This is a genomic window from Pseudomonas sp. R76 (genome assembly GCF_009834565.1).
GTDB lineage: Bacteria > Pseudomonadota > Gammaproteobacteria > Pseudomonadales > Pseudomonadaceae > Aquipseudomonas.
This window is the reverse complement of record NZ_CP019428.1, coordinates 6,277,644-6,292,629: the sequence shown is the minus strand read 5'-3', so window position 1 is coordinate 6,292,629 and position 14,986 is coordinate 6,277,644. Positions and strand designations below refer to the sequence as shown.

Below are 14,986 nucleotides of genomic sequence, written 5' to 3'. Positions count from 1 at the left end.
TTAAAGGTGGCGAGCCGGGTTCAAAACCCGTCGATTCCCGCCACACGTAATGTTTCAGCCAATGCTTGTACCTGCGGGTCGCGAAAAAAAGCGCTCAGTTGCGCCGCGCGGCCCGCGCCGATGCCGTCGGTAGCCAGCCAGGCCTGGGTGTCTTTGGCAGCCAGGCTGTGCCAGCCGCCATCCAGATCGTTGCGTGCTGAAGGCGGTAAGCCCAAGGCTTTGAGCCATTGTGCAAAAGGCCGTTGCCGTGCGCTTTGAATGCTCTCGAGCAATCGCGCACGGCTGCGATCACCGAAGCCATCAATGTTAGCAAGCTCTGCCGCATCCAGGGTCAACCAATCGAGAAAGCCTGCGATTAGACCGGCCTGGATCAATATGTTCCACGTTTCGCGCCCTACGTGCGGCAAGGCCAAACCCTGGTTACCGCTCAGCCAGGTCAGGCGAGCGAGCAGTTGCTCCTCGCAGTCGGGGGCCAGCTGAAAGCAGCTCAAGGAATGAAAGTCTCGAGGGTTGGGTACTTGCACCGGCACCCTTGTCTCGTTGCGCAGAATCACTTGGTCCAGTCGAGGGATCACTTGGCCGGCCAGGGTGATGGACACCTGGTCACCGGGCCGGATATCCAGCGCATGCCAGCGTTTCAGGGAGCCGACGCTGACACGACTGATGTGTCGATCGTCCAGTCGCACCGGCTCCAGCTCCAGGATCGGGGTAATGCGCCCGGTGCGGCCGATTTTGAATTGAACCTTGCGCACCAGCGCCAGTGCCTTGGCGGCCGGGTACTTCCAGGCGACCGCCCAGTAAGGCGCGCTGACTTGCCAGCGTTTGGCTGGCGCGCGCGACGCTTGGTGCAACACCACGCCATCGCTGGCGAAGGGCAAAGGTTGGTTGTACCAGTAGGTGCGCCAGTGTGCGGCGTCAGCGATGTTTCGGATCGACTGGCTGTAGCGGCTGCTGTCGGTGAAGCCCCATCGTGCCAGTCTCGCCAGGCGCTCGGTAAAGTCAGCCGGGCCGTCAGGCCAGGCCCAGACAAACAAGCCGATGCCGGCCGCCTCGGTGTTGCTCAGCTGTCGGCGGTGCATCAGCCCGGCCACTTTGCTGCGTGCATTCACCCCGCCGTCGGTTGACTGCACATGATCGTCGAGGCGCCAATAGAGTTCGCCTTGCAGCACCAGGTCGATGGGGTCAGGCAGTTGCTGGACGATGCCGGGGATTTGGCGCGCGGCAGTCGACCAATCCTGGCCGAGCAGGCCGTTGCCCCGGCTGATGAGTTGGCTCAACTTGCCCTTGCGATACACCAATGTCACCGCAACACCGTCGACTTTGGGTTGAATCCACACGTCTTGGCGGGTCTTGAGCCAGTCATCGACAGCCTGTTCGTCCAGCAGCTTTTCCAGGCCGGTATGAGCGATCGGGTGGGCCTGCGTGCCCCGCGCGGTGGCCAGTGGGTTATCCGCCGCTGGCGCGGGTTGGGCAAAGCATTCTCGCCAGTGCGCCAGGCGCAGTCGGGCTTGATCGTAGAGCTCATCACTGACGGGGGATTGGCCGAGTCGATGATAGCTGTCATCCCACAGCTTGATCTGTTCAGCGAGGGTGCTGACCTGTGATCGAGCGTCCTCGGGGCAATCTTCAGCCCACACTGAAAAAGGCAGGGCGCTGAGTAAAAGAACAATCAGTAACCGCATCATGAGCATCCTTGCTCGGAAAGGGTGCCCAGCCTAAATGATCCACACCGCCACAAAAAAGCCCCGACGGCGCGGGGCTTTTTACCGGGTGTTTCTGCTTACTTGAACAGACCGCCCAAGGCTTTCACTGGGTCGTTCTTATCAGCCTTGGCTTCCTGCGTTTGCTGCTTGGCGTCGACTTTGGCCTGGGACTCAGCCAATTTGTTGCAACCTTTGTTGACCTGGTCCTGCGCCGCTTTAAAGGCTTTCACTTTCAGCGTGTCGTTGGCAGCCTCGGCAGCATCGATCTTGGCTTGCAGGTCTTTGGCTTGCTGCTGGCAATTGCCGGAAGTGCCGCTCAGTTGGGAGCTCAGGGCACCACCCAGGGCGCTCAGGTCGGCGGCGTGGGCAGGCAGGGCCAACAGGCTGAGCAGAAGGGCGGCAGGGGCGAGCGTGGAAATGCGCATGAAAACCTCAATGTTCGATTGCCTGCGCGCTTATGTATCCCGGGCTGGCGCAGGGCAATATCCAAGTAAGGTGAAGGGCCCGAGAGGGCGCGGATTCTAGAGGGCCATCATTTGGCCTGCAAGCATTGGATCCAAAAATGTAAGCGCCCTCCGCAAATCATTCGACAATAAAAAGCCCCGCCGGGCGAACCCGGCGGGGCTTTTGGTGTGACGCGTGCTTACAGGCCGGCAGCAGTGCGCAGGTCGTTGGCGCGGTCGGTTTTTTCCCAGGTGAACGTGGTGAAGGTGTCGTTACCGACGGTCTTCTGTGCAGGGGTACGACCGAAGTGGCCGTAGGCTGCGGTTTCCTGGTACATCGGGTGCAGCAGGTCGAGCATGGTGGTGATCGCGTAAGGGCGCAGGTCGAAGATCTCACGCACCAGCTTGACGATCTTGTCATCGCTGATCTTGCCGGTACCGAAGGTATTCAGCGAGATCGACGTAGGCTGGGCCACGCCGATAGCGTAGGACACCTGGATTTCGCAACGCTCGGCCAGGCCGGCCGCGACGATGTTCTTGGCCACGTAACGACCGGCGTAGGCCGCCGAGCGGTCAACCTTGGACGGGTCTTTGCCGGAGAACGCGCCACCGCCGTGACGGGCCATGCCGCCGTAGCTGTCGACGATGATCTTGCGACCGGTCAGGCCGCAGTCGCCCACCGGGCCGCCGATGATGAACTGGCCGGTCGGGTTGATGTGGAACTGGGTGTCCTTGGTCAGCAGTTCGGCAGGCAGCACGTGCTTGACGATCAGCTCCATCACGCCTTCGCGCAGGTCGGCGTAGGACACATCCGGGTTGTGCTGGGTCGACAGCACGACGGCGTCGATACCGACGACTTTGCCGCCTTCGTAGCGGCAGGTCACCTGGGACTTGGCGTCCGGGCGCAGCCATGGCAAGGCCCCCGATTTACGCGCTTCGGCCTGACGCTGCACCAGTTGGTGCGAGAAGGTGATCGGTGCCGGCATCAGCACGTCGGTTTCGTTGCTGGCATAGCCGAACATCAGGCCTTGGTCGCCGGCGCCCTGATCTTCAGGCTTGGCACGGTCTACACCTTGGTTGATGTCGGGCGACTGCTTGCCGATGATGTTCATCACGCCGCAGGTCGCGCCGTCGAAGCCGACGTCGGAGCTGTTGTAGCCAATCTTGGTGATCACGTCGCGGACGATCTGTTCCAGGTCGACCCAGGCCGTGGTGGTCACTTCGCCGGCGATGATCGCCACGCCCGTTTTCACCAGAGTCTCGCACGCCACACGGGCGAACTTGTCTTCAGCAATGATGGCGTCCAGCACCGCATCAGAAATCTGGTCGGCGATTTTGTCCGGATGCCCTTCAGACACGGACTCGGAGGTGAAAAGGGAGTATTCGCTCATCTCGATGTTTTCCTGATATTTACCGATGGTGAGTGTCGCCAGCCGGCCGCTGAAAATGGCGGACCTGAATCTGGAAACCATTACGTAAACCTACATAGAGGCTTTCCCCGGGAACGAGTCCCGCAGCGGTGGCCCAACGGGCCAGATCGTCCTGTTCAAACCCCAGCCAGAGATCACCGCAGGCCTCCTTGGCCCAACTCTGGTTGTGGCTGCATAAATCTGTGACCAGCAGGCTACCGCCGGGTTGCAGCAAATTTGCCATCTGCTTGAGGGCGTCGGCGGGGGCGGCAAAATGGTGCAAGACCATGTTCAGCACCACGCAGTCGGCCCGCAGGTTTGTGTCATTCAACGCGTCGGCCAGCTGCAGGCTGACGTTGCTCAACGCTTCGCGCTCGCAGAGCTGGCGCGCCAATTCAAGCATCGCCGGGCTGTTGTCCAGCGCCGTGACCTGGGCAAAGCGGCGCGCCAGTTCCGGCAGGAAACCGCCGTCGCCAGGGCCGACTTCCAACGCCGTCGCCTCATCACTGAAGACCAGCTTGTCCAACAGCGCCAGTACGCTTTCGCGGTATTGGGGCAAGCCGGCGATCAGGTCCTGTTGGGCGCGAAACTTCTCGGCAACCCGTGAGAAAAAGTCCTGGCTGGCCGCAGCGCGTTGCCCGTGGACCTGGGCGATGCGCGACTGCACATCGCTGGGCAACCCCAAACCGTCCACCTCTTCAAGCAGCGCGGCGTGCAGCTTGCCGCCAAGCAACTCGGTGTGGGGCAGGGCGCGGCGGTAAAAAATCGCGTTGCCTTCACGGCGTGTGGCTACCAGGTCGGCCTGGGACAGGACCTTGAGGTGGTGGCTCATGCCGGACTGGCCGATGGCGAAGATTTGCGCCAGCTCCAGCACGCCGAAAGAATCGTTGGACAGCGCGCGTAATACGTTCAGGCGCAACGGATCACCCGCGGCCTTGCACAAGGCTGCCAGTTCATCGCCGTCGTCGGGACGCAAGGTGGGCGCAGATAGGTTCATAAGGCCAGCAGTCTAGTGACGGGTGGAAATCACCGCAAGGTCAATATCAAAAAGTTTTGATATTGGTCGATAATCGGTGGTTATAAGCAGCCGCTATAACCTTTAGACGAAGCAGTGGCGCTTTTCTGCAAGCGATTGCCGGCCAAACCGCAGGAAAAACACCGTCAAGTGACTATCTGTCATTGCCCGCAGGCGGTGGCTGAGGGAAAATGCCGGTCCTTTTTTCCGTTTCTTTTTCTCAAACCCCAGGAGATCAGCGATGCCCAGCCGTCGTGAGCGTGCCAACGCCATTCGTGCCCTCAGCATGGATGCCGTGCAAAAAGCCAACAGCGGCCATCCCGGTGCCCCGATGGGCATGGCGGATATCGCCGAGGTACTTTGGCGTGACTACCTGAAGCACAACCCAAGCAACCCGTCGTTCGCCGACCGTGACCGCTTCGTGCTGTCCAACGGCCACGGCTCGATGCTGATCTACTCGCTGCTGCACCTGACCGGCTACGACGTCACCATTGATGACCTCAAGAGCTTCCGCCAGCTGCACAGCCGCACGCCGGGCCACCCTGAATTCGGCTACACCCCAGGCGTCGAGACCACCACCGGTCCCCTGGGCCAAGGCCTGGCCAACGCTGTCGGCTTCGCGCTGGCTGAAAAAGTGCTGGGCGCGCAGTTCAACCGTCCTGGCCACAACATCGTCGATCACCACACCTACGTGTTCCTGGGTGATGGCTGCATGATGGAAGGCATTTCCCACGAAGTCGCTTCCCTGGCCGGTACTCTGGGCCTGGGCAAGCTGATTGCCTTCTACGATGACAACGGCATCTCCATCGACGGCGAAGTCGAAGGCTGGTTCACCGACGACACCCCCAAGCGTTTTGAAGCCTACAACTGGCAAGTCATCCGCAACGTCGACGGCCACGATCCGGAAGAGATCAAGACCGCCATCGACACCGCCCGCAAGAGCGAGCAGCCGACCCTGATCTGCTGCAAGACCACCATCGGTTTCGGCTCGCCGAACAAGCAAGGTAAAGAAGACTGCCACGGCGCCCCATTGGGTGACGCGGAAATCGCCTTGACCCGCGAAGCGCTGAAGTGGAACCACGGCCCGTTCGAAATCCCTGCCGACATCTACGCCGAGTGGAGCGCCAAGGAAAAAGGCCTGGCGACCGAAGCCGAGTGGGACCAGCGTTTCGCTGCCTACTCCGCCGAATTCCCTGCGCTTGCCAACGAGCTGGTACGCCGCCTGGCCGGTGACCTGCCTGCCGACTTCTCGGAAAAAGCCTCGGCCTACATCGCCGAAGTCGCGGCCAAGGGCGAGACCATCGCCAGCCGTAAAGCCAGCCAGAACACCCTGAACGCCTTCGGCCCGTTGCTGCCGGAAATACTCGGCGGTTCGGCTGACCTGGCAGGTTCCAACCTGACTCTGTGGAAAGGTTGCAAAGGTGTCTCGGCTGAAGACGCCAGCGGCAACTACATGTACTACGGCGTGCGCGAGTTCGGCATGAGCGCCATCATGAACGGCGTGTCCCTGCACGGCGGCCTGGTGCCTTACGGCGCGACCTTCCTGATGTTCATGGAATACGCCCGTAACGCGGTACGCATGGCCGCGCTGATGAAGAAGCGCGTGATTCATGTGTACACCCACGACTCCATCGGCCTGGGCGAAGACGGCCCGACGCACCAGCCGGTCGAGCAACTGACCAGCCTGCGTACCACGCCGAACCTGGATTGCTGGCGCCCAGCCGACGCGGTCGAATCCGCAGTGGCCTGGAAGCACGCCATCGAGCGTAAGGACGGCCCTTCGGCGCTGATCTTCTCGCGTCAGAACCTGCAGCACCAAGTGCGTACCGACGCGCAGATCGCCGACATCAGCCGTGGCGGTTATGTGCTGAAAGACTGCATTGGCGAGCCGGAGCTGATCCTGATCTCCACCGGTTCCGAAGTGGGCCTGACTGTTCAGGCGTACGACAAGCTGACCGCCCAAGGCCGCAACGTACGTGTTGTGTCCATGCCGTGCACCAGCGTGTTCGAAGCCCAGGACGCCGGCTACAAGCAATCGGTGCTGCCTTTGCAGGTCAGCGCGCGTATCGCCATCGAGGCGGCTCACGCCGACTACTGGTACAAGTACGTGGGCCTGGAAGGCCGCGTGATCGGCATGACCACCTACGGTGAGTCGGCGCCGGCGCCAGCGTTGTTCGAAGAGTTCGGTTTCACCCTGGAAAACATCCTGGGTCAGGCTGAAGAGCTGCTGGAAGACTAAGGCTGTAAATTGAGGTGGCTGTGCTGGCCCCTTCGCGAGCAAGCCCGCTCCCACATTAGATCGGGTTCACATAGTTTGAATTGTGAACCCATTCCAAATGTGGGAGCGGGCTTGCTCGCGAAAGCGGTCTAACAGCCACCCCATTACCCAAGGTAATCGAGAACCCCATGCCCCAACCGCGTCCCTACAAAGTTGCACTCAACGGCTACGGCCGCATTGGTCGTTGCGTCTTGCGTGCTCTGTTCGAGCGAGGGGCGGCGGCCGGGTTTGAAATTGTCGCGATCAATGATTTGGCCGATATGGCCAGCATCGAATACCTGACACGCTTTGACTCCACCCACGGCCGCTTCCCTGGCGAAGTGCGGGTCGAAGGCGACTGTCTGCATATCAATGGCAACTGCGTGCAGGTCTTGCGCAGTGCCACCCCCGAGGGCATCGACTGGAAAGCATTGGGCGTCGACCTGGTGCTGGAATGTTCGGGTGTCTACCACACCCGTGCCGATGGCCAGCGTTTTCTCGACGCCGGCGCGCCGCGTGTGCTGTTTTCCCAGCCGATGGCCAGCGAGGCGGATGTCGACGCCACCATCGTCTACGGCATCAACCAGGACTGCCTGACCGGCAACGAGCTGCTGGTGTCCAACGCGTCCTGCACCACCAACTGCAGCGTGCCGCTGTTGCGCCTGCTGGATCAGGCGATTGGCCTGGATTACGTGTCGATCACCACGATTCACTCGGCGATGAACGACCAGCCGGTGATCGACGCCTATCACCATGAAGACCTGCGCCGCACCCGCTCGGCGTTCCAGTCGGTGATTCCGGTGTCTACCGGCCTGGCGCGTGGCATCGAAAGATTGTTACCGGAACTTGCCGGGCGAATTCAGGCCAAAGCCGTACGGGTACCGACGGTGAACGTGTCCTGCCTGGACATCACCATGCAAACCGTCAGCGACACCGATGCCACTGAGGTCAACCGGATATTGCGCGACGCCGCCACCAGCGGCCCGCTCAAGGGCCTTTTGGCCTACACCGAGTTGCCGCACGCCAGTTGTGATTTCAACCATGACCCGCATTCGGCGATTGTCGATGCCAGCCAGACCCGCGTTTCCGGCCCACGGCTGGTGAACATCCTGGCTTGGTTCGACAACGAATGGGGGTTTGCCAACCGAATGCTGGATGTTGCGGAACATTATCTGCACATCGCCTCTAAACAACCTCAACAGTAACTCAGGAACTGCGACCCATGACCGTGTTGAAGATGACCGACCTCGATCTGCAAGGTAAGCGCGTGCTGATCCGCGAAGACCTCAACGTCCCAGTCAAGGACGGTGTTGTCACCAGCGATGCGCGAATCCTGGCTTCGCTGCCGACCATCAAGCTGGCCCTGGAAAAAGGTGCGGCCGTGATGGTCTGCTCCCACCTGGGTCGCCCGACCGAAGGTGAGTTCTCCGCCGAAAACAGCCTCAAGCCTGTAGCCGAATACCTCAGCAAAGCCCTGGGCCGTGACGTGCCGCTGGTGGCTGACTACCTGGGCGGCGTTGACGTGAAGGCCGGCGACATCGTGTTGTTCGAAAACGTGCGCTTCAACAAAGGCGAGAAAAAGAACAGCGACGAGTTGGCCCAGCAATACGCGGCCCTGTGCGATGTGTTCGTGATGGACGCTTTCGGTACTGCGCACCGCGCCGAAGGTTCGACCCACGGCGTGGCCAAGTTCGCCAAAGTCGCCGCAGCCGGCCCATTGCTGGCCGCTGAATTGGACGCACTGGGCAAGGCCCTGGGCGCTCCGGCCCAACCAATGGCTGCCATCGTTGCCGGCTCCAAGGTTTCCACCAAGCTGGACGTGCTCAACAGCCTCAGCCAGATCTGCAACCAGCTGATCGTCGGCGGCGGCATTGCCAACACTTTCCTGGCCGCAGCCGGGCACCCAGTGGGCAAGTCGCTGTACGAGCCGGACCTGCTCGACACCGCCCGCGCCATCGCTGCCAAAGTCAGCGTGCCGCTGCCGGTGGATGTGGTGGTTGCCAAGGAATTCGCTGAAAGCGCCGAAGCCACCGTCAAGCTCATCGCTGATGTGGCGGCTGACGACATGATCCTGGACATCGGCCCGCAAACCGCAGCCAACTTCGCCGAGCTGCTGAAGTCGTCCAAGACCATTCTGTGGAACGGCCCGGTTGGCGTGTTCGAGTTCGACCAGTTCGGCAACGGCACCAAAGTACTGACCCACGCCATCGCTGAAAGCTCGGCATTCTCCATCGCCGGCGGTGGCGATACCTTGGCGGCCATCGATAAATATGGCGTTGCTGACCAGATCTCCTACATTTCTACCGGTGGCGGCGCATTCCTCGAATTCGTCGAGGGCAAAGTGCTGCCGGCCGTTGAAGTGCTGGAAACCCGAGCCAAAGGCTAAGGCTCGTGATCCGGAAAAGGAGTCTTCCCATGATCAAGTCGTTGGCACTGGTGATCGCTGCGGGCCTGTTGGCCGGCTGCGGCAGCACGCCAAGCGCTAAACCTGTGGCCGCAGAGCCTGCGCCGGGGCAAAAAAAGAGCTGCTACCAGGCTGACTGGCAAGCCGAAACCATGCCGGTGATCAACAAGCGCATCGGCAATGAGCGGTTGGAGAAATACGACGCCGCGCCCAACGGTCAGGAACAGGGTTGCCCCTGACGGGTCTGATCAACTAACCGACAGCAGTGGCGGCCCTTGGGCCGTCGTTCGAGGATTGGCAATGAAAGGCGTTTTCGCCCTGGCAGCCCTGGCTCTATTGGCCGGTTGCAGCAGCATGAACATGTTCAACAAGGCAGAGCCTGCCGACAAGTGGACCACCTGGACCTGCGACAGCAAGGCCGAGGTCAACTGGCGCTTTGCCAACCAGGCCCGCTCCGAAGTAGATGTACGCCTCGGCGGTTCGGACCAGGTTTATCGCCTTAAACAGGACGTCGCTGCCTCGGGCGTGCTGTACAGCAATGACCAGCTGGCGTTTCATCAAAAAGGTGAGGAAGGCCTGATCTACTGGGTAGCCACCGATGATTTGATCGGGCGAGGCTGCAAAGCCCAGTAAGAACACGATCTCAAGATAAATGAGATCTAAATGTGGGAGCTGGCTTGCCTGCGATTGCGGTGGGCCTGCAAAACAAATGTTGTCTGATCTGCCCCAATCGCAGGCAAGCCAGCTCCCACATTGATCGGCTTTTTCAGTGGCGTGAGCACACGGCCACTCCAGCAATAACGATTCAGCAGGCCAAGCCTTAACCCCATGGCCTGCAATAACTTGAATAGCAGCCGCCGCTACGGCAGGCTTGCACGATTAACGACCCACGATCGGGAGAGACAACACAATGGCACTTATCAGCATGCGTCAAATGCTGGACCACGCAGCCGAGTTCGGCTACGGCGTCCCAGCCTTTAACGTCAACAACCTTGAGCAGATGCGCGCCATCATGGAAGCCGCTGACAAGACCGACTCCCCAGTGATCGTCCAGGCTTCGGCCGGTGCCCGCAAATACGCCGGCGCGCCATTCCTGCGTCACCTGATCCTCGCTGCGATCGAAGAATTCCCGCACATCCCGGTGTGCATGCACCAGGACCACGGCACCAGCCCTGACGTGTGCCAGCGCTCCATCCAACTGGGCTTCAGCTCGGTGATGATGGACGGCTCCCTCGGCGAAGACGGCAAGACCCCAACCGACTACGAATACAACGTACGCGTGACCCAACAAACCGTGGCCATGGCTCACGCCTGCGGCGTTTCGGTTGAAGGCGAGCTGGGCTGCCTGGGTTCGCTGGAAACCGGTATGGCCGGCGAAGAAGACGGCATCGGCGCCGAAGGCGTGCTGGATCACAGCCAAATGCTGACCGACCCGGAAGAAGCCGCCGACTTCGTCAAGAAGACCCAAGTTGACGCCCTGGCCATCGCCATCGGCACCAGCCACGGCGCCTACAAGTTCACCAAGCCGCCTACCGGCGACGTGCTGGCCATCGACCGCATCAAGGAAATCCACAAACGCATCCCGAACACCCACCTGGTGATGCACGGTTCTTCCTCGGTGCCACAAGAGTGGCTGGCGATCATCAACCAATACGGCGGCGACATCAAAGAAACCTACGGCGTGCCGGTTGAAGAAATCGTCGAAGGCATCAAGTACGGCGTGCGCAAGGTCAACATCGACACCGACCTGCGTTTGGCATCCACCGGCGCCATGCGTCGCCTGATGGCCACCAACCCGAGCGAATTTGACCCGCGTAAATTCTTCGGCGCCACCGTAACCGCCATGCGTGACGTGTGCATCGCACGTTACGAAGCCTTTGGTACTGCCGGTAATGCTTCGAAGATCAAGCCGATCTCGTTGGAAGCGATGTATCAGCGTTACCTGAAAGGCGAGTTGAACGCTAAGGTGAACTGAACCTCAGGCGTTTAAACAAAAGCCCGCAGTGATGCGGGCTTTTTTGTGGCTGTGAATGAGTCGACGTAAGGTTATTTGAAATGTCCGTCATAGCGGACATAATCGAATAAATTTGTTAAAAAGTCCTATATGGGTGACATTTTGCTGATCACCAATCCCCCTTCATTTGGCGAGCGGCTCAAACAGCTGCGCCGAGCCAAGAAATTTAGCCAGCAACAGCTCGCGGAAAAAGCTCGATGCAGTCGCAAGACGATCATTGATCTTGAGGCGGGGGAAAACGTCGCTATGTATACCGTCTTCAGGGTTATCAGCGCCCTTGGCATGGCGCTGGAAGTCGTTGACCGGCGAATCGACCTTAAATCCCTTGCCGAACTGGTCGAGCACGATGAGTAAAATCAAGTTACTCAACATCACTACGCCTCAAGGCATGGCCGGCGAACTGTCCAGGGGCTCACAGTTTTCGTTTGCTTACGCCTCTGCGCAGGCTTCCCGCGAAGTGTCACTGGTGATTCCATATGACCCGACGCCAGTGGTCAGCAACGTATTGCATCCGATTTTTGATATGAATGTGCCGGAGGGCTTCCTGGCTGATCAGATTAAGCGTCGTATGGCCAAGCACATGCAAGTGGACGAAATGCGCTTGCTGTCGATCATCGGCGGCAACCAGATTGGTCGACTGAGTTACGAGAACCCCATTGAGGCTTCTGCGCCAGTGAAGGCGCAGGTCGGGTTACAGGAAATTCTGTCTGCGGATACCTCACAGGGCGTATTCGATTTCCTCGTCGAGACCTATTTCGAGTCAGGTATTTCCGGGGTGCAGCCGAAGGTGTTGGTGCCTGACCTGGATAAGCTGACAGGCCATCGTAAAACGATGCTCAGCTCCGACTTGATCGTGAAGTCCGGCGCTGATGAATATGCTCACTTGGCTCAGAATGAGTTTCTCTGTTTGGAAGCTGCTCGCCTCGCCGGCTTGGAAACGCCGCGTTTCTGGCTGTCTGAAAGGGGCGATCTCTTTGTCATGGAGCGCTTTGATCTGACTGAATCTGGCAGGTTGGGTTTTGAGGATATGGCGGTGTTGTTGGGGCTGAACAAAGACCCTCACGATAACTACAAATACTCCCAAAGCTACGAAACGCTTGCTGCGGTAATCAACGAAGTTTGCCGGCACGGCGATGTGCTGCGTGAGCTTGAACGTTTTTTCTCATACGTTTGCTTGTCGGTCATGGTGCGCAATGGCGATGCCCACCTGAAAAATTTCGGTGTGCTCTATACCCACCCTGGAGCCCCTGAAACCGTGCAGTTGGCCCCTGTATTCGACGTGACGACCACTACCGTGTACGAGAATTACAATCCCAAGTCTGGTCAGTCACTGGTCGACCGCACCTTGGCTATCAAGATGAACAAGGTGAAGGCCTATCCGGATCGTCAGCAACTGATCGAATTTGGCCGCAAGCACTGCGGTGTGGCAAACCCAGGGATGATTATTGAGCGAATCAGCGACGCCATGTCTGAGGCACTACGCGCTCATCAAGTACGAATTGACGTTGAACTGTTTACAACGATGCAGAAAGAATGGGACGCGGGCCGTACGATGGCGCTGCATGACTCTGTTGCGTCGGGTATGCGGCGAAAGCCAGTGGTAACACGTGCGCCTTAAGAGCCTACGAAAAGCCCGCAGCGATGCGGGCTTTTTTCTGGCTTGGATTTAATCAGGCAGCGTCAGGCTTATCGAAACCACGGTGTTCGATGACACGAAACACATCGCTCACGTCCTGCACCAGAATGCGCGCGGTGTTGGCTATGTTATTCAAGTCGCGCTCGGCGAAGTCCGGCAAGCTGGAGCAGGCGATCAGGTTGAGGTGTTCAAGGGCTGCGTTTAGGCGTTCGCGCAGGCAGGCGTGGAGGTCGAGCAGTGGGGCGTCGCTGTCGATTAATAGCACGGGGTAATCGGTGGCGGTTTCGGTGCATGGGGTGAAGCGGCGGGGTGGTAGTTGTTGGGTCATGGTGAATCCTTAACTCGAGAGAAGAATGACCACCGTTTGCTGCGAAACAAATTGGGTGGCAGCTGTACGCGGGTTCGCAGACCGAGGAGTTAAGACCCGGCAGACCCGAAGGTCTCCCACGCACAGCCGCCATAACAAGACGGCCGTTGGCAGGAGCGCCAGGGCAGTTTTGACGGGTGCGGAATTAACTCTGTAGGGCTGCGAAACCCTATCGCCGGTCAATGCCAGCGACGGGGCGAACTATAAGCGCCGATCTGGCCGGCCGCAACGGCTGCGTAGGACGACCACTGGACCTTCTGCCAAAGCCTAACCCCTGTGGGAGCCGGGCTTGCCCGCGATAGCGGTGTGTCAGTTAACGCAAATAATGGCTGAACCACCGCCATCGCGGGCAAGCCCGGCTCCCACAGGGAATAGTGAGGGGGGTGAGTATTTGGATTAACCGGTGAATTGTCCTTTAGCTAATCGGACATTGCCTACAAATCGAAAGGCCCCCGTATTCACAATCGGAAGTTTCCGGGAAGGAATATGTTGTTTTCTCTTTGTTTCTCCAGTTTTTCTGTTTTAGTCATGCGTCATTGAAAGTGCGCTTTTATCGTCATCGAATCATTTAAGGTTCGGGCCTTGATGCTATTCAATGATGGAGAATTGATGATGAATTTTATTAAAATCGTTGGCGCTGTTCTGGTGTTGGCGGCAACGGGGTCTTTTGCCTACGCGGATAGCCGGATATTCACCGCGTCTGTTGATAATAAAGGCCAGGTCATTGCGCAATCGCCCCAGTGGCTGAAAGAGGTGAAGTTAACGGCGCAGCCTGATTACTTCTCGGAGTACAAAGTCCGCTTTGTTCCCGGCGTGTTTAAACAGCCGCCGCGTTTCTGTAATGTCTCGGTAACCGATGTAAGCTCCAATGATCATATCTTCTATGGCCATGCGAAGTTGGGCAGTCTGCCGGCAATTAACTACGTGAATGTATTGACACTTAAGGTGGGCGATAATAAACCGGCGGGTGATTCGTCGATGGGTTTCATGTTGATGTGTGTTGAATAAATAATATTACTCAGAAGCCCCGGTATTGCCGGGGCTTCTCTCAAGCATTACTCGTGATCAATATCCAACTTCGCAAACGTCACCCGCGCGCCTTCCTTGCTATTGCCACTGTTGTCCTGCACATACGCCCCCGCCTTGAAGTACAAAGGCTTGGCGCCCCACGCGGCACCAATGCGCTCATTCCACTGCCCGTCAGCCGCCTCGACGCTCAGCAATCCGGCCTTGTTGAGGTTGATCACGTACGTAAAGCTCTTCTCCAGCGGCACATTGGAGGCGACGATAATCACGCGGCCTTCATCTTCATCCGGGCGCATGCGCACTTTGGCGACGATGTTGCCGGTCTGGGTCTTTTCCTTGAATTGGTACTCGAGTTTGATCAGCGGTTTCTGGCTGTCATAGGCGTGAATCTGGCCGATGACCACTTTGCCGCTGGAGGGCACTTGGTTAACGGCCAGCGTGGCACGCAAAAAGTTGTCGGCGTCGGTATAGGTCCAGTTGCGCAAACGCCCATCGGCGTAGGTTTCGCGCAATTCGCTGCGCGGGTAGACGGCGTTTTCGGTGCGCGTGCCGGTCACCGGTGTCCAGAATTGCACGTTGCTGCCTTCGGCCTGGAAATATTGGTCCTTGAAGCCGCTAAGCAGTTTCGGCGTGTCGATGGTCGCGGGCGGCGAGCCGACCGGAATGCTCAGGTTCCAGGTGGAAAGGTCGATCATGGTGTTGGCCTTTTACA

Annotated in this window: 15 protein-coding genes; 9 read left to right on the top strand and 6 right to left on the bottom strand. The window is 59.0% G+C overall.

The window, feature by feature from the left end:
- Positions 1 to 20: 20 nt before the first annotated feature.
- The 4 genes from ligB to PspR76_RS28510 form a co-directional block, all read right to left on the bottom strand.
- Entirely contained in the window at positions 21 to 1,685 is a 1,665-nt protein-coding gene (gene ligB / locus PspR76_RS28525) for an NAD-dependent DNA ligase LigB (protein ID WP_159960552.1), read from the bottom strand.
- 95 nt (positions 1,686 to 1,780) lie between these two features.
- Entirely contained in the window at positions 1,781 to 2,128 is a 348-nt protein-coding gene (locus PspR76_RS28520) for a DUF1090 family protein (RefSeq protein ID WP_159960550.1), read from the bottom strand.
- Positions 2,129 to 2,346: 218 nt separating this feature from the next.
- Positions 2,347 to 3,537, bottom strand: a complete 1,191-nt coding sequence (metK, locus tag PspR76_RS28515) for a methionine adenosyltransferase (RefSeq protein ID WP_159960548.1) — start codon at positions 3,535 to 3,537, stop codon at positions 2,347 to 2,349.
- A 19-nt stretch (positions 3,538 to 3,556) separates the two neighbouring features.
- Complete coding sequence (locus PspR76_RS28510; protein ID WP_159960546.1) at positions 3,557 to 4,552, bottom strand: ArsR/SmtB family transcription factor; 996 nt, start codon at positions 4,550 to 4,552, stop codon at positions 3,557 to 3,559.
- Positions 4,553 to 4,811: 259 nt separating this feature from the next.
- Here PspR76_RS28510 and tkt point away from each other — a divergent pair, with 259 nt between their 5' ends.
- The 8 genes from tkt to PspR76_RS28470 all read left to right on the top strand — a co-directional run bounded on the left by tkt (position 4,812) and on the right by PspR76_RS28470 (position 12,863).
- Positions 4,812 to 6,809, top strand: coding sequence for a transketolase (gene tkt / locus PspR76_RS28505; protein ID WP_159960544.1), 1,998 nt, complete (start codon positions 4,812 to 4,814; stop codon positions 6,807 to 6,809).
- Positions 6,810 to 6,976: 167 nt separating this feature from the next.
- Complete coding sequence (gene epd / locus PspR76_RS28500; RefSeq protein ID WP_159960542.1) at positions 6,977 to 8,032, top strand: erythrose-4-phosphate dehydrogenase; 1,056 nt, start codon at positions 6,977 to 6,979, stop codon at positions 8,030 to 8,032.
- Positions 8,033 to 8,049: 17 nt separating this feature from the next.
- Positions 8,050 to 9,213: a phosphoglycerate kinase gene (locus PspR76_RS28495; RefSeq protein ID WP_159960540.1), complete on the top strand. Its 1,164-nt coding sequence runs from the start codon at positions 8,050 to 8,052 to the stop codon at positions 9,211 to 9,213.
- 29 nt (positions 9,214 to 9,242) lie between these two features.
- The gene (locus tag PspR76_RS28490) at positions 9,243 to 9,470 is read left to right on the top strand and encodes a hypothetical protein (protein ID WP_159960539.1); all 228 of its coding nucleotides are present in this window, start codon (positions 9,243 to 9,245) and stop codon (positions 9,468 to 9,470) included.
- Between the two features lie 61 nt (positions 9,471 to 9,531).
- Positions 9,532 to 9,864 carry an MliC family protein gene (locus PspR76_RS28485; RefSeq protein WP_119737525.1) on the top strand — a complete coding sequence of 111 codons (333 nt, stop codon included), beginning with the start codon at positions 9,532 to 9,534 and terminating at the stop codon, positions 9,862 to 9,864.
- Positions 9,865 to 10,141: 277 nt separating this feature from the next.
- Positions 10,142 to 11,206, top strand: coding sequence for a class II fructose-bisphosphate aldolase (fba, locus tag PspR76_RS28480; protein WP_003177554.1), 1,065 nt, complete (start codon positions 10,142 to 10,144; stop codon positions 11,204 to 11,206).
- Between the two features lie 129 nt (positions 11,207 to 11,335).
- Positions 11,336 to 11,599, top strand: a complete 264-nt coding sequence (locus PspR76_RS28475; RefSeq protein ID WP_237235702.1) for a helix-turn-helix transcriptional regulator — start codon at positions 11,336 to 11,338, stop codon at positions 11,597 to 11,599.
- Positions 11,592 to 12,863, top strand: a complete 1,272-nt coding sequence (locus tag PspR76_RS28470) for a type II toxin-antitoxin system HipA family toxin (RefSeq protein WP_159960537.1) — start codon at positions 11,592 to 11,594, stop codon at positions 12,861 to 12,863. The genes PspR76_RS28475 and PspR76_RS28470 overlap by 8 nt, the downstream gene beginning before the upstream one ends.
- Before the next feature lie 52 nt (positions 12,864 to 12,915).
- On the opposite strand, the gene PspR76_RS28465 is transcribed toward PspR76_RS28470, so the two are convergent.
- Positions 12,916 to 13,209, bottom strand: a complete 294-nt coding sequence (locus PspR76_RS28465; protein ID WP_159960535.1) for a fructose-bisphosphate aldolase — start codon at positions 13,207 to 13,209, stop codon at positions 12,916 to 12,918.
- Positions 13,210 to 13,857: 648 nt separating this feature from the next.
- Here PspR76_RS28465 and PspR76_RS28460 point away from each other — a divergent pair.
- The gene (locus PspR76_RS28460) at positions 13,858 to 14,256 is read left to right on the top strand and encodes a hypothetical protein (protein ID WP_442966732.1); all 399 of its coding nucleotides are present in this window, start codon (positions 13,858 to 13,860) and stop codon (positions 14,254 to 14,256) included.
- Positions 14,257 to 14,303: 47 nt separating this feature from the next.
- On the opposite strand, the gene PspR76_RS28455 is transcribed toward PspR76_RS28460, so the two are convergent.
- Positions 14,304 to 14,969, bottom strand: a complete 666-nt coding sequence (locus PspR76_RS28455) for a polysaccharide lyase family 7 protein (RefSeq protein WP_159960533.1) — start codon at positions 14,967 to 14,969, stop codon at positions 14,304 to 14,306.
- Positions 14,970 to 14,986 lie beyond the last annotated feature (17 nt).